Source organism: Dickeya aquatica (assembly GCF_900095885.1).
Lineage (GTDB): Bacteria > Pseudomonadota > Gammaproteobacteria > Enterobacterales > Enterobacteriaceae > Dickeya > Dickeya aquatica.
On sequence record NZ_LT615367.1, the window covers coordinates 1,077,179 to 1,096,655 of the forward strand.

A 19,477-nucleotide genomic window follows, 5' to 3' on the forward strand; every position below is an offset into this window, starting at 1 on the left:
AATGTTACATTATAACAATTCTGGCTTTTCGTTACGTTGGTTAAGCTACCTGCTAATGGTCATGGGAGTGCTGTGGGGGCATCAGGCGTTGGCACATCCGCACAGCTTCATCGACATGAAAACCACTGTTGAAGGCAGCGATACTCAGGTAACCGGATTGCGCATGAATTGGACGATGGACCCGATAACCTCGGCAGATTTATTGTATGACGCCGCCAACGCCAGCAATGATGCTGAAATCTGGAAAAAACTGGCAGCAGAGGTGATGGCGAATGTGCTGGGGCAGCATTACTTTACCGATGTCTATCGTGACGGAAAAGCGGTGAAATATCAGCCGCTGCCAACGGAATATCACCTGTCGCGCGAAGGCAACAAAGCGGTGCTGGCGTTTGTGTTACCGTTCGCGCACCCGCAACCACTGGCTGGCCCTGCGCTGCAAATTTCCACTTACGACCCTACTTATTTTGTTGATATGTCTTATAAAGATGGCAACGCTATTCGGCTGTCTGCGGCATTAACCGGCCGCTGTAAAACCACGCTGGTGACGCCAAAACCAGATGCTTCACTTCAGTCTTATGCTCAGGCGCTGGATAAGGATGCGGGGCCGGACAAAGACATGGAACTGGGCAAGCAGTTTGCCCAACAGGTCACGCTGCAATGTCAGTAATCACACCGGCACACCGTATGCCCCGGCCTGTGTTGCTTGTCTGGTCAGTGCTGTTGTCTGGCGTATTGCTGGCGGGGGGCGTGTGGCTTGTGAGCGCGCTTTGGCCAACACTGTTGCTGCAATGCGTTGAATGGCAGCGCATCTTGCACCAGCAAATGGCGAATCTGTTGCAACAGGTACATGCCCAGCCTCATCAGGCAGGGTGGGCGTTGGTGGGGTTTAGTCTGGTTTATGGCATCGTACATGCGGTTGGGCCGGGGCATGGCAAAATGGTGATTGCAACCTATCTGGCCACCCACCCGGCACGGCTGAAAAGCAGCCTTAAGCTAACGTTCGCTGCGGCGTTACTGCAAGGCGGGATGGCCATCGGGCTGGTAACGCTGATGTTGACGGTGCTGCAACTGTCCAGCCGGATGCTGCATATCAGCAGTTTCTGGATAGAAAAAAGCAGTTTTGTGCTGGTGATGGCCCTGGGCGGGTGGCTGTGTTTACGTGCCTGTCGGCGTTTGCTGGCTTTAGGCGCAGAGCGAGCAAAACCGCAGGTTCACCGCCTCACGCCGCTGGAGCCTGCTCTGCCAGCCCGACGTCTTGCCGCGCCAGTCCGCTATCATCGCCACGATGCTCTGTGTGGTTGCGGTCATCAGCATGTGCCGACGGCGGAAGCCCTTAACGACAGCGAGGGCTGGCGTACTCGTCTGATGGTGATCGTGACGATGGGGTTACGCCCCTGCTCTGGGGCAATTATGGTGCTGCTGTTTGCCAAAGTGCTGAATGTGTTTGTCTGGGGCGTAGTTTCCGCGCTGGCTATGGCATTGGGCACTGCGCTGACTGTGTCTTTGCTCGGCGTTGCAGTGCAGTTTTTCCGCCGGCAGTTTGAGCGCCTGAGCCGCCGTGGCACGCCATCTCGCTGGCAGCCGGTTATTGGGTCAGTGCTGTCTTTATTGGGTGGCGTGGCATTAACGCTGGCGGGTATCGTGCTCTACCTCACGACTCAGCCAGATATGATGGGAGGCATTCGTCCAATTATGGGCTAGCCCCATCCCGTTTTGACCTGGGTTTTCTGCTTTGATTTGCCTGTCAGCGATATCCTGCTACCGCGTGCCGTCGATATCTCACTTCTGGATGTAAAAAAGATTGCCCGAATCTGTGCACAACTTTATTATTTGCATTGAATGATAATAACTCTCATTATCCATAATATTCGCAGGGAATAAAGAATGAAGAAATGGTTTTGTGCCGTCGGCATGGTACTCGGTCTGGTTTCAGCGGTGAAAGCGGCACCGATAGTGATCAATGATGTCAGTGGCAGAACAGTCGAGATAAAATCTGAGGTCAAGCGCATCATTTTGGGGGAAGGGCGGCAGATTTATTTGCTGGCTGCGTTTGATACCGAAGCGCCGTTCCAGCGGGTGGTTGGCTGGCGTGATGATTTGCCAAAAGCAGATTATGACGGCTATGTTGCCTATGAAAATACATATCCGCAGATCAAAAAATTACCCACGTTCGGTGGTGCCAAAGACGGTACGTTCAATGTTGAACAGGCTGTAAACCTGAAGCCGGATTTGGTGTTGATGAATCTGGAGGCCAAAGCCGCGACCGATGAAGCCAAGCTTATCGAGAAGCTTAACGGACTGGGTATTCCGGTCGTCTTTATCGATTTTCGTGAAAAGCCGTTTGAAAATGCTGAGAAGAGCATTCATATCATGGGGCAGTTGCTGGGGAAACCTGAACGCGCCAATGAGATTATCCAGTTCCGTCGCCAACAGATTGAGCTGGTAACAGAACGCCTGAAACACTATCAGGGCACTCGCCCCAAGGTGATGATTGACCGCGCCGGTGGCTATGACGAAGAGTGCTGCATGTCATTTGGCAATGAGAACTTTGGCAAAATGGTTGAGGCGGCTGGCGGCACTAATATTGCCAAAGGGATTATTCCCGGCACGTTTGGCACGCTGAACCCGGAGCAGATTATTAGCGCGCGTCCTGATGTGGTGATTGTGACCGGGGCGAACTGGAAGAACTACAATACCGCTAACGGCTGGGTTGGCGTAGGCCCCGGCGCTGATGCGGCACAAGCGCTGCAACGTTTGCAGAAACTGATGACCCGTTCGGCATTTAAAACGTTACCGGTGGCAACAAACGGTAATGCTCATGCCATCTGGCATCAGTTCTATGACAGCCCTTATCAGTTTGTGGCGATTCAGGTGATGGCTAAATGGCTGCACCCTGACTTGTTTAAAGACATCGACCCTGATGCGACTTTCCGTACCTTCCATGAGAAATTCCTGCCGCTGCCTTACCAGCCGGGATATTGGGTGACGTTGCCCGCCAAATCCTGACAATCGCGCTATGGCATCGCCGCGTATCAATAACGGAGCGATGCCATAATAAAAAGCCCCGCAGCAAGCTGAGCGGGGCTTTTTTATGTTTATGGTGGCTGGCAGGCCTTCAGAAGGTGGGTTCTGCAACCAGCCCGTCAATCATTACCTGTGGTATGCCGCGCGAGCAGCGTTCAATGCGCCCGCGCACGCCGTAGACCTGAGCCAGGCTTTGCTCGCTGATGACCTCAGCAGGCTCGCCGTCGGCAATCAGCCTGCCGTCTTTGAGCATCAGCACATGGTCGCCGTGGCGCAGCGCGATGTTGATATCATGCACCACCACCACGGTGACGATGTTGCGCTTGCGGGTTTCCTGACGCACCAAATCCATCACATGAAACTGATAATTAAGGTCAAGCGCACTGAGTGGTTCGTCAAGTAACAGCAGTGAGGGTTGACGAATCAGCGATTGCGCCAGACCAACCAGTTGTTTCTGACCGCCGGATAACTGATCAAGATAGCTCATTGCCAGATGTTCGATACCCAACTGACGCAGCAGCGTCATGACATCCTGCTCGCTATCATGGTGGTGCGCCCCGCTGGCACGCTGGGCAACGATAATGGATTCCAGCACATGCAGATGTACTCCTGCCGGAAGGGATTGCGGCAGATACACCACTTTTTCTGCCCGTTTGGCGAACGGCAACTGCATCAGGTTATCATCATCAAGCAGCAAATCGCCCTGGGCCTGACCCAAACCGGCCAGAGCCCGCAGCAGCGTTGATTTGCCACTGCCGTTTGGCCCGAGCAGTACCGTTATCTTGCCCCGGGGCAATAAGGGCACCGAGAGTTGGCTGATAACACGACGTTTGGGGTAACCTGCTGAAAAACCGGCGATGGATAAACCGTGACGACTCATACGTTCCCCCGGTTGCGTAAAATAATGCTAAGAAAGAAGGGCACACCAACCAGTGAGGTGACGATTCCGACAGGAATAATGACGCCCGGCAGCAGGTTTTTGGAGGCCACCGACGCCAGCGACAACACTAATGCACCAGTTAATGCGCTGGCTGGCAGATAAAAGCGATGATCTTCGCCGAAAATCAGCCGCGCGATATGTGGGGCCACCAGCCCGATAAAACCGATTGGGCCGACAAACGCTACCGACAGCGCCGATAACAGACTGATGCGCAGCAATGTGGCCAGCCGCAGGCGGCGCACATTAATACCGAAACTGATGGCGCGATCTTCGCCTAAGCGCAGCGCCGTCAACTTCCAGGCACTCATCATTGACAGCGGCATCACAATCGCCAGCACCAATAGCAGAATGCCGAGCTTTTCCCAGGAAGAACGCGCCAGGCTCCCCATCGTCCAGAACACCAGTCCCTGCAAGGTATCCTCGTTGGCGATAAATTGCAGAATGGAAACCAGTGCGTTAAAGGTAAACACCAGCGCGATACCAAACAGCACCACACCGGAGGTCGCCACCTTGGTCCAGCGGGTAATCCCATCCAGCAACAAGGCTGCCAACAGCGCAAACACAAAGGCGTTAGCAGAAATAAACCACTGTGCCGGAATACCGGGAATGCCAATGCCCAGTACAATCGCCAGCGCAGCACCAAACGCCGCCGCCGATGACACCCCGAGCGTAAATGGGCTGGCCAGCGGGTTATTAAGGATGGTTTGCATTTCCGCACCTGCCAACCCCAACGCCAGGCCTACCACTACCGCCATCAGCGCATACGGCAATCGAATATCCCAGACGATAACCCGGCTACCGGCATCGGCGTTGGCCGGGTCTGTCAGGGTTTGCCACAGCACATGCAACGGCAGGCCGGATGGGCCAAGCACGAAATCCAGCAGCAGAGACGCCACAATGGCGGCAGCCAACAGGCCCATAATTATCAGGCGATGGCGAATAACATGGCGATAGTGGCTTATCGCGCTGTTTTCAGCCGTGCTGACACGGCTGAGAGAGGGTTCAGTGGTTACGCTCATGGATGATGATTACTCGGCCAGTTTGCGGGCAAAAATAAAGTTGCTGTCAGGCAGGGTGGTGAAATGACGCACAATATAGTGGTAAGTATCATCAGGATTCAGGCTGGTGAACGCTTTCGGGTATACCGCTTTAGCCAGATATTCCATGCCGACAATATTGTAAGGGTGGTTATAGAAATGGTGATAAACACCATAGACTTGCCCGGCCTTGATGGCGGGTACCTGATCAACCCCCGTGCGGCTCAACAGTGCTTTGGCTTTATCCTGAATATCGTCTGCGCTGGCTCCGTAACCGAATGGCAGAACTTTACTGGTACCGTTACCGCGTTTAGAACCTGTCATGATGTAAGCATCCGGTTTTTCGCTGATCACTTTCTCCAGCGATACAAAACCTGTGGCACCCGGCAGCAGTTCAGAACCAATATTTTTCGCACCAATCGCTTCCAGCAGACCGCCCCAGCCGTTATGCGCGTGGCTAAAGCAGCAGGCTTCGCTATTACCAGCGATGGGTTCAATAAACACCTTGGGTTTGCTGGTTTGTGCCGCTGTGATTTTTTGGATGTCGGCAAAATGCTGGCGGTAGAAATCGGTATAGGCTTTGGCGTTATCTTCCCGGTTGAGCACTTTACCGAGCAAATCAACGCTCACGGCGGTGTTTTTCGCCGGGTCGATTTCGTAGTCAACAAATAACAGTGGAATGCCTAGCGATTTCAGCTTGCTGACAACACCATTGCTCTCCAGCGATACCTTGGCACGCAGTTGCGCTATCATCAAATCTGGTTTTTTCGCCAGAATGCTTTCCAGCTCAATATCACCTTTATCACCAAAGCCCATATCCAGAATGCTGTCAGCCTGTGGCCATTTGCCTTTCAGCAATTCCCAGGTGGCGCTGTCTTGCTTTTTCGGCAGATTATTCCAGGCAATCAGGCGGCTAAAAGGGTTATCCCTGTCGAGCAAGGCCAGCGACATGATATCTCGCCCATCCTGTAGCACGATACGCTGTGGCTCTTGGTTGATGGTGACGTTCTGGCCGTCAATGTCGGTCAGCGTCAGCGGATATTGCGTGGCCAAACTGCTGAAAGAGAGTGTCAGTGAGGTCGCCAATACGACATGACGCCATGATTTTTTGAGCATGATTTTCCCTGCCATTAACGGCTACTGGCGGGAATGACCCCGCAGTAAATGAATGAGTTTAATAATTATTATCATATAAACTTCGGTATTTACTCAATAGGGAAGAGTTGTAAGGAAAAATAACAGCGAGGGCATGTTGCACAAGGCGAACATGCCCAAAAGGCAGAATTAGCGCTTTAACGCGTCACTTAACTGATCGCGGATGGTGGACAGCAGGGCTTTCACCACTCGGGGGTTGCCCGCAACAATGTTGCCGGAAGAGAAGGAGTTATGGCCGCCGATGAAATCGGTAACGATGCCACCGGCTTCGCGCACCAGCAGTTCGCCACCGGCAAAATCCCAGGGCTTGAGGCCGATTTCAAAGAAACCATCGACGCGGCCAGCGGCAACATAGGCCAAATCCAGTGCCGCTGAGCCGGTACGGCGGAAATCGGCACACTGGCCAAACAAGGCTTCCAGCATACGCAGATAACTGGCGCTGTGCTGTTTTTGTTTGAACGGGAAGCCTGTTGCCAGAATTGTACCGTCCAGATCGCGGGCATTGCTGCCGCGCAGACGATAGCCGTTTAACTGCGCCCCCTGACCCCGGGTTGCTGTAAATAGCTCGTTACGCATAGGATCATAGACAACAGCGACTTCTGTGCGGCCTTTCACGCGCACAGCAATGGAAACCGCGAAATGCGGGAGACGTTTGATAAAGTTGGTCGTGCCATCCAGCGGATCGATAATCCATTGAACGTCATTATCTTCACCGGCCCATTTCCCCCCCTCTTCACCAATGATGGTGTGCTGCGGGTAGGCTTTACGGATTACCTCGATAATCAGACGTTCTGCATCACGATCAACATTGGTGACAAAATCATTACTGCCTTTTTGGCTGGCTTCGACGGCGTCGGGTGTTTCGTAGTTTTTAGCTATCAGGTTACCGCCTTTACGCGCAGCGCGCACGGCGATGTTAAGCATCGGATGCATGGTATCGTCCAGAAGAATGTTAAAGAACAGAAAGCGGCGCGCAGTATAGCAGATTGCGCAAGCAAGAGAAAACAGCAAAGTTTGTGTTAATATACCGCGATATTTTTTTCACTTCGCATGACAGAGTCCACATGTTAGAGAATATACGCATTGTGCTGGTGGAGACCTCCCATACCGGCAATATGGGGTCAACGGCCAGAGCAATGAAAACCATGGGGTTGACGAACCTCTGGCTGGTTAATCCGCTGGTGAAACCTGACTCACAGGCTATTTCGCTGTCGGCGGGAGCCAGTGATGTCATTGGTAATGCTACCCTTGTCGATACACTCGATGAGGCGCTGGAAGGCTGTGGTCTGGTGATTGGTACCAGTGCTCGCTCACGAACCTTACCCTGGCCGATGCTGGAACCACGCGAATGTGGCGTGCGCAGTATTCAGGAAGTCCAGCACGCGCCAGTCGCACTGGTTTTCGGCCGTGAACGTGTCGGGCTAACGAACGATGAATTGCAGAAATGTCACTACCATGTGGCCATTCCCGCCAATCCTGAATACAGCTCGCTGAATCTGGCGATGGCGGTGCAGATTCTGGCCTACGAGATTCGTGTTGCCTGGCTGGACTGGCAACAGCAAGGGCAACCGCCGCATGAAGAAAGCCCTTATCCCTTGGTGGATGATCTGGAGCGTTTTTATCAGCATCTGGAAGCCACACTGCTACAAACCGGCTTTATTCGTCAGGCTCATCAGGGGCTGGTGATGAACAAGCTGCGTCGATTATTTACGCGTGCCCGCCCGGAAGCGCAGGAGCTCAATATATTGCGTGGGGTGTTGAGTGCCATCAATAAAAACGACCCGCCAAACGACACTGACTGAACGGGCTGAATGCGGCGAGTAATAGTTGAGTAATTTACTTGGTTAAATAGTTGACTAAAACACTCGGGAATGTCAGACTCATCTTCGTGCTATGTATGCTTGATTCATCATACTTGTCTTAATAATACATGTTTATCTTACGGATACCACTAACATGAGACTGACATCGAAAGGCCGCTACGCCGTTACCGCCATGCTGGATGTGGCGTTGCACTCAAAAGAAGGCCCTGTTCCGCTGGCTGACATCTCTGAACGTCAGGGTATTTCGCTTTCTTATCTGGAACAGTTGTTTTCACGCCTGCGTAAGCATGGGTTAGTGGCCAGCGTTCGTGGTCCAGGTGGCGGTTATCTGTTGGGTAAAGATGCCACGCAAATCGCGATTGGTTCAGTAATTTCTGCGGTTGATGAATCCGTCGATGCCACTCGCTGCCAGGGTAAAGAAGGGTGTCAAGGGGGCGATCGCTGCCTGACGCACACTCTGTGGCGTGATTTAAGCGAGCGAATCAGTGAGTTTCTGAATAACATCACGCTGGATGAGCTGGTGAATAACAAAGAGGTTTTGGACGTCGCGGATCGTCAGGATGCTGACACGCGCCGTACTGCTAATGGTCGCATACAAGAAACCATCAACGTCAATTTGCGTGCCTGAACGAAGTCTTGCGTGCCGAACGAAATCAAGAACAAAACGCCTTGAACGTTTTGAAGTGATGTACGGAGTTTAAGAGCAATGAAGTTACCCATTTATCTGGATTATTCTGCTACTACGCCGGTTGACCCGCGAGTGGCGGAGAAAATGATGCAGTGTCTGACGCTGGATGGCACTTTTGGCAACCCGGCCTCCCGTTCCCACCGTTTTGGCTGGCAGGCCGAAGAGGCTGTCGATATCGCCCGTAATCAGATAGCTGAGCTGGTTGGTGCCGATCCGCGTGAAATCGTCTTTACCTCTGGCGCAACGGAATCTAACAACCTGGGCATCAAAGGTGCGGCGAACTTCTACCAGAAGAAAGGCAAGCACATTATCACCAGCAAGACCGAGCACAAAGCCGTGCTGGATACTTGCCGCCAGTTAGAGCGCGAAGGCTTTGAGGTGACCTATCTGGCACCGCAGCGCAACGGGATTATCTCGTTGACCGAGCTGGAAGCCGCCATGCGTGATGACACTATTCTGGTGTCTATTATGCATGTTAACAATGAGATAGGCGTAGTGCAGGATATTGCCACTATCGGTGAAATGTGTCGCAGCCGTGGCATTATTTTTCACGTAGATGCGACACAAAGTGTTGGCAAACTGCCGATTGACTTAAGCCAGTTAAAAGTGGATTTGATGTCGTTTTCGGGCCACAAAATTTATGGCCCGAAAGGGATTGGTGCGCTCTACGTTCGCCGCAAACCGCGTGTGCGTATTGAGGCGCAAATGCATGGCGGTGGCCACGAGCGAGGAATGCGTTCGGGCACGTTGCCGGTGCATCAAATCGTCGGCATGGGCGAAGCCTACCGGATTGCCAAAGACGAGATGGCGCAAGAGTCTGCGCGTTTACGCGCCCTGCGTGACCGGTTGTGGAGTGGCATTAAAGATATAGAAGAAGTGTACCTGAATGGTGACCTGCAACAGGGTGTGCCAAACATTCTCAACGTCAGCTTCAACTATGTTGAAGGCGAATCGTTGATTATGGCGCTAAAAGATTTGGCGGTGTCTTCCGGTTCGGCTTGTACCTCAGCCAGCCTGGAACCTTCCTATGTCCTGCGGGCGCTGGGGATGAGCGATGAACTGGCACACAGTTCGATTCGTTTCTCGCTGGGTCGCTTTACGACAGAAGAAGAGATTGACTACACCATCGATCTGGTTCGTAAATCCATCGGCCGTCTGCGTGACCTTTCCCCGCTGTGGGAGATGTTCAAGTCTGGCGTGGATATCAACAGCATCGAATGGGCGCATCATTAATTCGCAAGAATCAGGACACATATTATGGCTTACAGCGAAAAAGTAATTGATCACTATGAAAATCCGCGCAATGTCGGTTCGTTCGACTCCTCCGATCCAAATATCGGTAGCGGTATGGTAGGGGCACCGGCCTGTGGCGATGTGATGAAGCTACAGATCAAAGTCAATGAGCAGGGTATTATTGAAGATGCCCGCTTTAAAACTTACGGTTGTGGATCGGCGATTGCTTCGAGTTCACTGGTCACCGAGTGGGTTAAGGGAAAAAGTCTGAACGAAGCTGAATCCATTAAAAACACCCAAATTGCTGAAGAACTAGAGTTACCGCCAGTGAAAATTCACTGCTCTATTTTGGCTGAAGATGCCATCAAAGCAGCCATTGCTGATTACAAGAGCAAACGCGGCGATAAATAACAGACAGACGAAGTAAGAGGTTTTGGTATGTCGATTACCCTGAGCGACAGTGCTGCGCAACGCGTCAACGCCTTTATGGCCAACCGTGGCAAAGGCGTCGGCCTGCGTCTGGGTGTGAGAACGTCCGGCTGTTCCGGTATGGCGTATGTGCTGGAATTTGTTGATGAACTGAACACCGATGATGTGGTGTTCGAAGACAAGGGCGTGAAGGTTATTATTGATGGCAAGAGCCTGGTCTACCTCGATGGTACCCAGTTGGATTTCGTCAAAGAAGGCCTTAATGAGGGCTTCAAATTTAATAACCCGAATGTCACCAGTGAGTGTGGTTGCGGCGAAAGCTTTAATGTTTAACCGCTGCCGTTTAACTATGCCTGTCTCTCCGTGCTCGTTCAGTTGATACGGGGTTGACAGGCGGTCAACGTGTTGACCCGACGTTCGCTGCGTTATTTGCGCTGACAGGTTGTTGGTGCAAGCGATTGTGCCGACAGATAACGTGGCGGGCTCGCATCACTTGTCTGTGAAACTCAGAGCGCATTATGGATTACTTTACTTTATTCGGGCTGCCAATTCACTACAACGTGGATGGCAGCCTGCTTGCTTCCCGCTTTCAGGAACTGCAACGCCAGTTCCACCCCGACCGCTTTGCCGCGAGCCCGGAACGTGAGCGTATGCTGGCATTACAGCAGGCTGCGACCATCAATAACGCTTATCAGGCGCTGAAACATCCACTGAAACGTGCGGAGTATATGCTATCTTTGCACGGTTTTGATTTAGGTAATGAACAGCATACGCTGCATGACACCGCCTTTCTGATGGAGCAAATGGAACTGCGCGAAGAGCTCGATGAGATTGAACACCGGCCTGATGCCGAATCCGCACTGGTGGCATTTGAGCAGCGTCTGAAGGCCATGATACGCCAGCGCAGTGAGCAGATGCAGTCAGCGCTTGATGCGACGGACTGGGTGCAGGCCGCCGATATCGTGCGGAAACTACGCTTCTTTGACCGGCTTCGTCAGCAAGTTGAACAGCTTGAAGATCAATGGCTGGAGCGGTAAGTTTGCGCGCTGCGCCTCGGCGCTTAACATGCGTGAGCGATACACGATTTACCATACAACACATTACGCCAATATCATTTATGCCAATACAGTCTGGCACAAGCCTGTTGATGTGAACACCAATCCGGTGGACATGTGATAAACAGGCTTTCTGCTAATGGATGGAAGCTCAATATGGCCTTATTACAAATCAGTGAACCTGGGCTGAGCGCCGCGCCGCATCAGCGTCGCCTGGCGGTGGGGATTGATCTGGGCACGACACACTCCCTGGTTGCCACAGTGCGCAGCGGTGAAGCGCAGACGTTGCCTGACCATAACGGGCGTCACTTGCTGCCATCGGTCGTACATTATCGTGCCGATGGGCACCAGGTCGGCTGGGAGGCTCGTCAGCAGGCGGCAGCCGATCCGGTTAATACCATCAGTTCAGTTAAACGGTTGATAGGGCGCTCACTGGCTGATATTCAACAGCGTTATCCCCATCTTCCTTATCAGTTTGAGGCCAGTGACAACGGCTTACCGGTGTTACAGACCGCAGAAGGCCCACGTAACCCGCTTCAGGTTTCTGCCGATATCCTGAGCGCACTCACCCTGCGTGCTGAGGCGGCGCTCAATGGCCTGCCTGATGGCGTGGTCATCACCGTACCGGCCTATTTTGATGATGCCCAGCGTCAGGGCACGAAAGATGCCGCCCGGCTGGCCGGGTTGCATGTGCTGCGTTTGCTTAATGAGCCCACGGCGGCGGCGATAGCCTACGGGCTGGATTCGGGGCAGGAAGGTATTATCGCGGTCTATGATCTGGGCGGCGGCACCTTTGATATTTCTATTTTGCGCCTGAGCCGGGGGGTGTTTGAAGTGCTGGCTACCGGCGGGGATTCTGCGCTCGGCGGCGATGATTTTGATCACCTGCTGGTGGAGTGGATACGTGAACAGGCGGGAATCACCGATCGCGGCGATCACCAATTACAGCAGGCGCTGCTCAATACGGCCATAGACACCAAAATTGCCCTGAGTGAAGCCCAACGTGTGGCGGTATCGGTGGCAGGCTGGCAGGGCGATATCAGCCGTGAGCAGTTCAATGCATTAATCACGCCTTTGGTGAAACGGACCTTGTTGTCTTGTCGCCGTACGCTAAAAGATGCGGGTATTGAGGCAGATGAGGTCAAAGAAGTGGTGATGGTCGGTGGCTCGACCCGTGTACCGCTGGTGCGTGAGCAGGTCGGCGAGTTTTTTGGCCGCACACCGCTCACTGCCATTGACCCAGACCGCGTGGTGGCTATTGGTGCCGCTATTCAGGCCGATATTCTGGTGGGCAATAAGCCGGACAGCGAAATGCTGTTGCTCGATGTTATCCCGCTGTCATTAGGGCTGGAAACCATGGGCGGACTGGTGGAAAAGGTGATTCCCCGTAATACCACGATTCCGGTGGCGCGAGCGCAGGAGTTTACCACCTTTAAAGATGGTCAGACCGGTATGATGATTCATGTTTTGCAAGGTGAACGTGAATTGGTGCAGGACTGCCGTTCACTCGGACGCTTTACCTTGCGCGGCATTCCACCGATGCCGGCAGGCGGTGCGCACATCAGAGTGACATTTCAGGTTGATGCCGATGGGTTACTGAGTGTGACGGCGATGGAGAAATCCACCGGCGTGGAAGCCTCGATTACCGTCAAACCCTCTTATGGATTGAGCGATGATGAAATCGCCACCATGATCAAAGACTCAATGCAGAATGCGCAAAGCGATATTGGCGCTCGCATGCTGGCTGAGCAACGGGTAGATGCCGCGCGCGTGCTGGAAAGCCTCGGCGGCGCGCTGGCCTCGGATGCGGCACTATTGAGTGAGCAAGAGCGGGCGGCGATTGACGCAGCCAGCCTGCAATTACAGCAGGCCGCACAGGGAAGCGATGCTTCGGCTATTGAAGCCGCGATTAAAACATTAGACCAACAAACCCAGGAATTTGCGGCCCGTCGTATGGATGAGTCCATTCGGCGTGCGCTGGCCGGTCATTCCGTGGACGAGGTATAACATGCCCAAGATTGTTTTTCTGCCGCATCAGGATTTGTGTCCGCAAGGGGCGGTGCTGGAAGCAAAGCGTGGTGAAACCATTCTGGATGTCGCACTGCGCAATGGTATTGAAATTGAGCACGCGTGTGAAAAATCCTGCGCTTGTACCACCTGCCATTGTATTGTTCGTGAGGGGTTTGATTCTCTCGCAGAAAGTACCGAAGATGAAGATGATATGCTGGATAAAGCCTGGGGGCTGGAGCCGGAAAGCCGCCTGGGATGTCAGGCGCGTGTGACCGATGAAGACCTGGTGGTTGAAATCCCACGCTATACCATTAACCATGCGCGTGAGCATTAATGGAGTCATGTATGGGACTGAAATGGACTGACAGCCGTGAAATCGGCGAAACGCTATACGATCTTTACCCTGATATTGACCCGAAAACGGTACGCTTTACTGACCTGCACCGCTGGATTTGTGAACTGGATGAGTTTGACGATGAACCTGAAGCCTCAAACGAAAAGATTCTCGAAGCTATCCTGCTAGTGTGGCTTGACGAAGCGCAGTAAATCGGGTGAACGGGCTACTTTGAAATAGCCCGTTTTCTCTTTTTTATCATAGCGATAATGGGCTGACTCTCGATGAGCAGACCCTTTATGGAGTAGATATGACAACTGAAGCGATGCTGATTACCCTTTCCCATCAGCCAGCGGATGCCCGCTGGGGTGAAAAAGCCACATTAACGGCGCATGAACAGGGGTTTACCATTCACCTGTCTGGCGAGAAGCCGCAGGCTATCATTCAGCGCGCCGCCCGTAAAATCGACGGACAGGGCATTCGGCATGTCAAACTGGCGGGTGAGGGCTGGAGCCTGGAGCATAGCTGGGCATTCTGGCAGGGATTTCGTGGGCCGAAAGGCAAGCGCACCGTAGAGTGGGCAACGCTGCCAGACGAACAACAGCAAGAGCTGCAACACCGGTTGAAGGTTGTTGACTGGGTGCGCGATACCATCAACCTGCCTGCTGAAGACCTCGGCCCGGAACAGCTGGCCACTCGCGCGATTGACCTTCTGTGCAGTGTTGCAGGCGAGGCGATATCTTACCGTATCACCAAAGGTGAAGACCTGCGCGAGCAAAACTATAGCGGGCTGCATACCGTGGGACGCGGTTCTGAGCGTCAACCGGTGTTACTGGCGCTTGATTTTAACCCCACCGGCAAGGCGGATGCGCCGGTGCTGGCGTGTCTGGTTGGCAAAGGGATTACGTTTGACTCTGGTGGCTATAGCTTGAAAGGCAGCAGCTTCATGGATTCCATGAAGTCCGACATGGGCGGTGCGGCACTGGTAACGGGTGCACTGGCGCTGGCGGCGGCGCGCGGGCTGAAACAGCGCGTGAAGCTCTACCTGTGTTGTGCGGACAATATGGTCAGTGGCAATGCGTTCCGGCTGGGTGACATCATCCGTTATCGCAATGGAAAAACCGTCGAAGTGATGAATACCGATGCGGAAGGGCGTCTGGTACTGGCCGATGGTTTGATCGATGCCTCAGAGCAAAACCCGCAGTGGCTCATCGATTGTGCGACCTTGACCGGTGCGGCTAAAACTGCCCTGGGCAATGATTACCATGCCTTGTTCAGTTTTGACGATGCCATGATTGACTCATTGATGGACAGTGCGCGCCGTGAAGGTGAACCGTTCTGGCGTTTACCGCTGGAAGAGTTCCACCGTCAGCATTTGCCGTCCAACTTTGCTGAGCTGAATAACGTAGCGGGTGCGGCGCATACCGCCGGAGCCAGCACTGCGGCGGCCTTCTTGTCGCACTTTGTCAAACGTTACCAGCAAGGCTGGCTGCACATTGACTGTTCGGCGACGTACCGTAAATCGGCAGTAGAACAATGGGCGGCGGGCGCGACAGGCGTTGGCGTGCGCACGCTGGCGGATTTTCTGCTAAGTAAGGCGGGTTAACCGCCGCGCGACAACCGCTAACAGGGCACCAACGTGCCCTGTTGTTTTATCGAATACGGTTTATCCAACTCTGTTTGATCAAATAGAATTTTATCCCATGCGCCAGAAGCCATGACTGCTGAGGTCATGATGCGTGCAGCCTGCCAACAGGCTCAGTGCTGGCGTATTGCATAATGAGGAATGCGATGGCGTTTTCACCCCAAAACCGACTGGAAGAGGTACTGGTACAGGCCACCTCGGAACCGGCGCACCGGCCTGAGTTCTTTCGTGAATTGCTGGAGGCAACGGTGTATGTGCTGGGTCACAGTGAGGAGGAAACCTTAACTGAGCATAGCCTGCGTGCAGGCAGCGGGTTGCAATTGCAGCATTGGGAAAAACCGGATGGTAGCTCCGCGATTGTCTTTTTCTCTTCGCTGGCGGCATTGCAGCAGGCGGTGAGTGAGGAGCAGGCGTTTCTGGCGTTGCCAACCCGCACATTGTTTGAAACCACCCGTGGTGCCACGTTATTTCTCAACCCGAAGTTGCCTTACGGTAAAGAGTTTTTACCCCAGGAAATTGAGCATCTGCTCGCCGGTGAATCAGGTAATAGTCTGGCGCAACAGCAAATCCTTGATGGTGATGTGGCGTTAAAAATTAGCGTACCCGACGCGCTGCCAGCGCAAATGACCCACTCGTTGACGGAGCTGTTCAAGAAACACGGTTACGTGAAGCGTGCATTTATGGCGCATATTCAGGAGCCCGATGAAACCGAGCCACATTGGCTGATAGGACTGGACGCGCAGGGGGATGCGCTGGACGCGCTGATTCAGGAAGCCGGTGCCGTTGCAACCGACACACAACCGGACGACAAGCCGGTGGATTTGTGTGTGGTCAGCGAAAATGAGCCGGGGATCAGCCATTTTCTGATTCGTCACACGACGCCGTTTTACGAACGCAAGTGGGGCAGTTTTCTGCGCGATTTTAAAAAAACGAGCTAGCACAGCACAGGCACAGGTGTCACACCTGTGCCTGCCAGCTGTTACGCCGTAGCGACAGGCAGGTCGCTGCGTGCGCCCCATTCGCTCCACGAGCCGTCGTACAGGGAGACGCTGGATGCATTCAGGGCAAACAGCGCCAGTATGACTACCGATGCAGTGACACCCGAGCCGCAACTGGCAATAATCGGTCGCTGGATATCAACGCCAGCCTGATGAAATATTGCCGCCAGCTCTTCGGTTGATTTGAGCGCCCCCTCAGTGACCAGCAGATTCCAGGGGACGTTGAAACTACCGGGAATATGGCCGCGACGCAGCCCTGGCCGTGGCTCATCGGCTTGTCCGAAAAAGCGAGCAGCGGCACGGGCATCAACGATTTGCTCATCACCGCGTTGGCTGACGGCCAACACCTCTTCCTGAGAACGGATAGCGCCGCTGGCGTAAGTCTGCACCTGAAATGTTTGAGGTGTGACGGCAACATCGCCTTGTTGCAGAGCGAAACCCTGTTGCTTCCAGCCCGCTAACCCGCCGCTGAGGATGGAGACGCGCTGTGCGCCCGCCAGCCGTAACATCCACCAGGCGCGCGGGGCGGAAAACAGGTTGCCTTCATCATAAATCACCACATGCTGTTGCTCATTCAGGCCGAGCTGACCGAGTGCATTTGCGAAAGTTATGGCATCGGGCATCATGTGTGGCAGTGAGGTTTGTGGTTCAGAAAGCGCTTCAATATCAAAGAACACCGCATCAGGCAGGTGCGCCGCCCGGTATTCCGCATGAACATCTCGCGTTTCGTTGCCCGGTGGCAGCATGCGTGCGTCGATGAGTCGCACATCCTCATCATGAAGGTGTGCATTCAGCCAGGAAGCGCTCACAAATAAATTGACCGCTGTAGACATAGAATCTCCCTTGAATAATAAGTCCGGTTTGGGATCGTGGCTTATCAGGATACGTGATTTCGCCGCAATCGCAGCGTAATGAAAATGCGTTTCTTATCGGAACATCATCGGCATTTGGCAAGATGAGCGTAATCCGGCGAATACGGCCATCGCGGTTGTTATTTCCTTATGGGTAATCAGGATAAAAATTTTTTACGAAAATGTTATTTCCCCGGTGGGAAAGTTGCATTTGTCCCCCTATAATCTGCGCCACCCTTACGCAGGCGCAGAGATAGCCGCTACTTTCCTGATGAGCACGAACCGCTGAAAGCGCAATACGATGCAAGCCGGAAACCATCAACGTTCGCGTGCTTTATATCTCTCGCCATTATCGAACACTGTTGGATGAGAAAATTATGACGATAGAACGCACTTTCTCCATTATTAAACCCAATGCCGTTGCTAAAAACGCAATTGGTGCGATTTATGCCCGTTTTGAAAGCGCAGGCTTCACCATCATTGGGTCTAAAATGCTGCACTTAAGCCGTGAGCAGGCAGAAGGTTTCTACGCCGAGCATCAAGGCAAACCGTTCTTTGACGGACTGGTCGATTTTATGACTTCAGGCCCAATCATGGTACAGGTGTTGCAGGCGGAAAATGCCGTGCAGCGTAACCGCGATATCATGGGGGCCACCAATCCTGCCAATGCGCTGGCTGGAACGCTGCGTGCGGATTATGCCGATAGCTTTACGGCCAACGCGGTTCATGGCTCAGATTCTGTCGCGTCGGCCGAGCGTGAAATCGCGTATTTCTTCAGTGCCGACGAAATTTTTCCGCGCAGCCGTTGATAGCGCCTCAATATCCGCCTGCTCAGTAAAAAATGCGGCTGAGGTAGCGCGGGTGTTATAAAATTTGTACAATGCCGCGCCCCGGTTGAGTGTTGCTCAATCGGGGCGTTTCTTTCTCAATTATCTATCATCCCTTTCGCGCCATAACGTGTAACAACGAGGCCATGAGTCAATTTATGTCAGAGCAAACTGTATCTCCTGCAATCGTCGTGTCCGATGCCATTACGGCTGCCCGTAGCGGCCAGCAAAAAATCAACCTGCTGGATTTTAATCGTCAGCAAATGCGCCTGTTTTTTGCCGAGCTGGGTGAAAAACCGTTCCGTGCCGATCAAGTCATGAAATGGATTTATCACTACTGTTGTGATGATTTTAATCAAATGACCGACATCAATAAGGTGCTGCGCGGTAAGTTACAGGAGATAGCAGAAATCCGTGCGCCAGAGGTGGTGGATGAGCAGCGATCTTCTGATGGCACCATCAAGTGGGCTATTTTGGTTGATGGTCAGCGGGTGGAAACGGTGTACATACCCGAAGAAGAACGAGCGACGCTGTGTGTGTCATCGCAGGTCGGTTGTGCACTGGAGTGCAAATTTTGTTCGACGGCTCAGCAGGGGTTCAACCGTAACCTGCGCGTTTCCGAGATTATCGGCCAGGTGTGGCGAGCAGCGAAAATTATCGGTGCGGCCAAAGTAACCGGCCAGCGCCCCATCACCAACGTGGTGATGATGGGCATGGGCGAGCCGTTGCTGAATTTGACCAATGTGGTGCCTGCGATGGAGATAATGCTGGATGATTTTGGGTTTGGTCTCTCCAAGCGCCGGGTGACGCTTTCTACCTCCGGTGTGGTGCCTGCTTTGGATAAGCTGGGTGACATGATTGATGTTGCGCTGGCGATATCGCTGCATGCGCCGACGGATGAAATCCGCAATGAAATCATGCCAATCAATAAAAAATATAACATCGAAACCTTCCTGGCTGCCGTACGACGCTATCTGGATAAATCCAATGCCAATCAGGGGCGAGTGACGGTGGAGTACGTGATGTTAGACCACATCAATGATGGTACTGAGCACGCCCATCAACTGGCGGAATGCCTGAAAGACACACCATGTAAAATTAACCTTATCCCCTGGAACCCGTTCCCCGGTGCGCCTTATGGTCGCAGCTCGAATAGCCGCGTAGACAGATTTTCCAAGGTACTGATGGAGTATGGTTTTACCACTATCGTGCGTAAGACCCGAGGTGATGACATCGATGCCGCCTGTGGACAGCTGGCTGGTGAAGTGGTGGACAGAACCAAGCGCACGCTCAAGAAAAAAATGCAACGCGAGACGATTGCAGTAAAAAGCGTCTGAAACCGATGCCAAATCAACCTGCTTGCGCCGGAAAGCAGGTGATAAATCCCCTTGTGGGGCTTATCATATCCGCATGTTCCGGCACATAGCT

Annotated in this window: 21 protein-coding genes; 16 read left to right on the forward strand and 5 right to left on the reverse strand. The window is 53.2% G+C overall.

Annotated features, from left to right (window positions below; all coding sequences use genetic code 11):
- The first annotated feature begins 1 nt into the window (after position 1).
- The 3 genes from DAQ1742_RS04940 to DAQ1742_RS04950 all read left to right on the forward strand — a co-directional run bounded on the left by DAQ1742_RS04940 (position 2) and on the right by DAQ1742_RS04950 (position 3,006).
- Complete coding sequence (locus DAQ1742_RS04940) at positions 2 to 667, forward strand: DUF1007 family protein (RefSeq protein WP_035343572.1); 666 nt, start codon at positions 2 to 4, stop codon at positions 665 to 667.
- Positions 658 to 1,701, forward strand: a complete 1,044-nt coding sequence (locus tag DAQ1742_RS04945) for a nickel/cobalt transporter (RefSeq protein ID WP_035343570.1) — start codon at positions 658 to 660, stop codon at positions 1,699 to 1,701. Before DAQ1742_RS04940 ends, DAQ1742_RS04945 begins: the two co-directional genes overlap by 10 nt.
- A gap of 183 nt (positions 1,702 to 1,884) precedes the next feature.
- Positions 1,885 to 3,006 (forward strand): ABC transporter substrate-binding protein, encoded by a 1,122-nt coding sequence (locus DAQ1742_RS04950; RefSeq protein ID WP_035343568.1) that lies wholly within the window; start codon positions 1,885 to 1,887, stop codon positions 3,004 to 3,006.
- Positions 3,007 to 3,115: 109 nt separating this feature from the next.
- Here DAQ1742_RS04950 and DAQ1742_RS04955 read toward each other — a convergent pair whose 3' ends face one another.
- The 4 genes from DAQ1742_RS04955 to suhB form a co-directional block, all read right to left on the reverse strand.
- Entirely contained in the window at positions 3,116 to 3,904 is a 789-nt protein-coding gene (locus DAQ1742_RS04955) for an ABC transporter ATP-binding protein (protein ID WP_035343566.1), read from the reverse strand.
- Positions 3,901 to 4,983, reverse strand: a complete 1,083-nt coding sequence (locus DAQ1742_RS04960; RefSeq protein ID WP_035343564.1) for a FecCD family ABC transporter permease — start codon at positions 4,981 to 4,983, stop codon at positions 3,901 to 3,903. Before DAQ1742_RS04960 ends, DAQ1742_RS04955 begins: the two co-directional genes overlap by 4 nt.
- A 9-nt stretch (positions 4,984 to 4,992) precedes the next feature.
- On the reverse strand, positions 4,993 to 6,117 hold the full coding sequence (locus tag DAQ1742_RS04965; protein ID WP_035343562.1) for an ABC transporter substrate-binding protein: 1,125 nt from the start codon (positions 6,115 to 6,117) through the stop codon (positions 4,993 to 4,995).
- Between the two features lie 168 nt (positions 6,118 to 6,285).
- The gene (gene suhB / locus DAQ1742_RS04970) at positions 6,286 to 7,089 is read right to left on the reverse strand and encodes an inositol-1-monophosphatase (RefSeq protein ID WP_180706242.1); all 804 of its coding nucleotides are present in this window, start codon (positions 7,087 to 7,089) and stop codon (positions 6,286 to 6,288) included.
- Positions 7,090 to 7,220: 131 nt separating this feature from the next.
- On the opposite strand from suhB, the gene trmJ reads away from it, so the two are divergent.
- The 11 genes from trmJ to sseB all read left to right on the forward strand — a co-directional run bounded on the left by trmJ (position 7,221) and on the right by sseB (position 16,311).
- The gene (gene trmJ / locus DAQ1742_RS04975) at positions 7,221 to 7,958 is read left to right on the forward strand and encodes a tRNA (cytosine(32)/uridine(32)-2'-O)-methyltransferase TrmJ (protein WP_035343558.1); all 738 of its coding nucleotides are present in this window, start codon (positions 7,221 to 7,223) and stop codon (positions 7,956 to 7,958) included.
- A 154-nt stretch (positions 7,959 to 8,112) separates the two neighbouring features.
- Positions 8,113 to 8,607 carry a Fe-S cluster assembly transcriptional regulator IscR gene (gene iscR / locus DAQ1742_RS04980; protein ID WP_035343556.1) on the forward strand — a complete coding sequence of 165 codons (495 nt, stop codon included), beginning with the start codon at positions 8,113 to 8,115 and terminating at the stop codon, positions 8,605 to 8,607.
- A gap of 78 nt (positions 8,608 to 8,685) precedes the next feature.
- Positions 8,686 to 9,900: an IscS subfamily cysteine desulfurase gene (locus DAQ1742_RS04985; protein WP_035343554.1), complete on the forward strand. Its 1,215-nt coding sequence runs from the start codon at positions 8,686 to 8,688 to the stop codon at positions 9,898 to 9,900.
- Between the two features lie 24 nt (positions 9,901 to 9,924).
- Positions 9,925 to 10,311: a Fe-S cluster assembly scaffold IscU gene (iscU, locus tag DAQ1742_RS04990; RefSeq protein ID WP_035343553.1), complete on the forward strand. Its 387-nt coding sequence runs from the start codon at positions 9,925 to 9,927 to the stop codon at positions 10,309 to 10,311.
- A gap of 27 nt (positions 10,312 to 10,338) precedes the next feature.
- Positions 10,339 to 10,662 (forward strand): iron-sulfur cluster assembly protein IscA, encoded by a 324-nt coding sequence (gene iscA, locus DAQ1742_RS04995; protein ID WP_035343551.1) that lies wholly within the window; start codon positions 10,339 to 10,341, stop codon positions 10,660 to 10,662.
- A gap of 185 nt (positions 10,663 to 10,847) precedes the next feature.
- Entirely contained in the window at positions 10,848 to 11,366 is a 519-nt protein-coding gene (gene hscB, locus DAQ1742_RS05000; protein WP_035343548.1) for a co-chaperone HscB, read from the forward strand.
- A gap of 174 nt (positions 11,367 to 11,540) precedes the next feature.
- On the forward strand, positions 11,541 to 13,391 hold the full coding sequence (gene hscA / locus DAQ1742_RS05005; RefSeq protein ID WP_035343547.1) for a Fe-S protein assembly chaperone HscA: 1,851 nt from the start codon (positions 11,541 to 11,543) through the stop codon (positions 13,389 to 13,391).
- A 1-nt stretch (position 13,392) separates the two neighbouring features.
- A complete protein-coding gene (fdx, locus tag DAQ1742_RS05010; protein ID WP_035343545.1) occupies positions 13,393 to 13,728 on the forward strand; it encodes an ISC system 2Fe-2S type ferredoxin in 336 nt (111 codons plus the stop codon).
- 11 nt (positions 13,729 to 13,739) lie between these two features.
- Positions 13,740 to 13,940, forward strand: coding sequence for a Fe-S cluster assembly protein IscX (iscX, locus tag DAQ1742_RS05015; protein WP_035343543.1), 201 nt, complete (start codon positions 13,740 to 13,742; stop codon positions 13,938 to 13,940).
- Between the two features lie 98 nt (positions 13,941 to 14,038).
- Positions 14,039 to 15,334 carry an aminopeptidase PepB gene (gene pepB, locus DAQ1742_RS05020; RefSeq protein WP_035343541.1) on the forward strand — a complete coding sequence of 432 codons (1,296 nt, stop codon included), beginning with the start codon at positions 14,039 to 14,041 and terminating at the stop codon, positions 15,332 to 15,334.
- 185 nt (positions 15,335 to 15,519) lie between these two features.
- Positions 15,520 to 16,311, forward strand: coding sequence for an enhanced serine sensitivity protein SseB (gene sseB, locus DAQ1742_RS05025; protein ID WP_035343539.1), 792 nt, complete (start codon positions 15,520 to 15,522; stop codon positions 16,309 to 16,311).
- Positions 16,312 to 16,352: 41 nt separating this feature from the next.
- Here the strand turns inward: sseB and sseA are convergent, their stop codons facing one another.
- Positions 16,353 to 17,204: a 3-mercaptopyruvate sulfurtransferase gene (sseA, locus tag DAQ1742_RS05030; RefSeq protein ID WP_035343537.1), complete on the reverse strand. Its 852-nt coding sequence runs from the start codon at positions 17,202 to 17,204 to the stop codon at positions 16,353 to 16,355.
- A gap of 395 nt (positions 17,205 to 17,599) precedes the next feature.
- On the opposite strand from sseA, the gene ndk reads away from it, so the two are divergent.
- Together ndk and DAQ1742_RS05040 are read left to right on the forward strand one after the other, a co-directional pair.
- The gene (gene ndk / locus DAQ1742_RS05035; protein ID WP_035343536.1) at positions 17,600 to 18,031 is read left to right on the forward strand and encodes a nucleoside-diphosphate kinase; all 432 of its coding nucleotides are present in this window, start codon (positions 17,600 to 17,602) and stop codon (positions 18,029 to 18,031) included.
- Between the two features lie 176 nt (positions 18,032 to 18,207).
- A complete protein-coding gene (locus tag DAQ1742_RS05040; RefSeq protein ID WP_035343534.1) occupies positions 18,208 to 19,386 on the forward strand; it encodes a bifunctional tRNA (adenosine(37)-C2)-methyltransferase TrmG/ribosomal RNA large subunit methyltransferase RlmN in 1,179 nt (392 codons plus the stop codon).
- Positions 19,387 to 19,477 lie beyond the last annotated feature (91 nt).

Bases quoted from the DNA above. Each gene is read 5' to 3' on its own strand.
- DAQ1742_RS04965 (WP_035343562.1), bottom strand. From the start codon at position 6,117: ATGCTCAAAAAATCATGGCGTCATGTCGTATTGGCGACCTCACTGACA.
- sseA (WP_035343537.1), bottom strand. From the start codon at position 17,204: ATGTCTACAGCGGTCAATTTATTTGTGAGCGCTTCCTGGCTGAATGCA.
- sseB (WP_035343539.1), top strand. From the start codon at position 15,520: ATGGCGTTTTCACCCCAAAACCGACTGGAAGAGGTACTGGTACAGGCC.
- DAQ1742_RS04940 (WP_035343572.1), top strand. From the start codon at position 2: ATGTTACATTATAACAATTCTGGCTTTTCGTTACGTTGGTTAAGCTAC.
- DAQ1742_RS04985 (WP_035343554.1), top strand. From the start codon at position 8,686: ATGAAGTTACCCATTTATCTGGATTATTCTGCTACTACGCCGGTTGAC.
- iscR (WP_035343556.1), top strand. From the start codon at position 8,113: ATGAGACTGACATCGAAAGGCCGCTACGCCGTTACCGCCATGCTGGAT.
- DAQ1742_RS05040 (WP_035343534.1), top strand. From the start codon at position 18,208: ATGTCAGAGCAAACTGTATCTCCTGCAATCGTCGTGTCCGATGCCATT.
- iscA (WP_035343551.1), top strand. From the start codon at position 10,339: ATGTCGATTACCCTGAGCGACAGTGCTGCGCAACGCGTCAACGCCTTT.
- DAQ1742_RS04945 (WP_035343570.1), top strand. From the start codon at position 658: ATGTCAGTAATCACACCGGCACACCGTATGCCCCGGCCTGTGTTGCTT.
- suhB (WP_180706242.1), bottom strand. From the start codon at position 7,089: ATGCATCCGATGCTTAACATCGCCGTGCGCGCTGCGCGTAAAGGCGGT.
- hscB (WP_035343548.1), top strand. From the start codon at position 10,848: ATGGATTACTTTACTTTATTCGGGCTGCCAATTCACTACAACGTGGAT.
- hscA (WP_035343547.1), top strand. From the start codon at position 11,541: ATGGCCTTATTACAAATCAGTGAACCTGGGCTGAGCGCCGCGCCGCAT.
- fdx (WP_035343545.1), top strand. From the start codon at position 13,393: ATGCCCAAGATTGTTTTTCTGCCGCATCAGGATTTGTGTCCGCAAGGG.
- DAQ1742_RS04950 (WP_035343568.1), top strand. From the start codon at position 1,885: ATGAAGAAATGGTTTTGTGCCGTCGGCATGGTACTCGGTCTGGTTTCA.
- ndk (WP_035343536.1), top strand. From the start codon at position 17,600: ATGACGATAGAACGCACTTTCTCCATTATTAAACCCAATGCCGTTGCT.
- iscX (WP_035343543.1), top strand. From the start codon at position 13,740: ATGGGACTGAAATGGACTGACAGCCGTGAAATCGGCGAAACGCTATAC.
- trmJ (WP_035343558.1), top strand. From the start codon at position 7,221: ATGTTAGAGAATATACGCATTGTGCTGGTGGAGACCTCCCATACCGGC.
- iscU (WP_035343553.1), top strand. From the start codon at position 9,925: ATGGCTTACAGCGAAAAAGTAATTGATCACTATGAAAATCCGCGCAAT.
- DAQ1742_RS04960 (WP_035343564.1), bottom strand. From the start codon at position 4,983: ATGAGCGTAACCACTGAACCCTCTCTCAGCCGTGTCAGCACGGCTGAA.
- pepB (WP_035343541.1), top strand. From the start codon at position 14,039: ATGACAACTGAAGCGATGCTGATTACCCTTTCCCATCAGCCAGCGGAT.
- DAQ1742_RS04955 (WP_035343566.1), bottom strand. From the start codon at position 3,904: ATGAGTCGTCACGGTTTATCCATCGCCGGTTTTTCAGCAGGTTACCCC.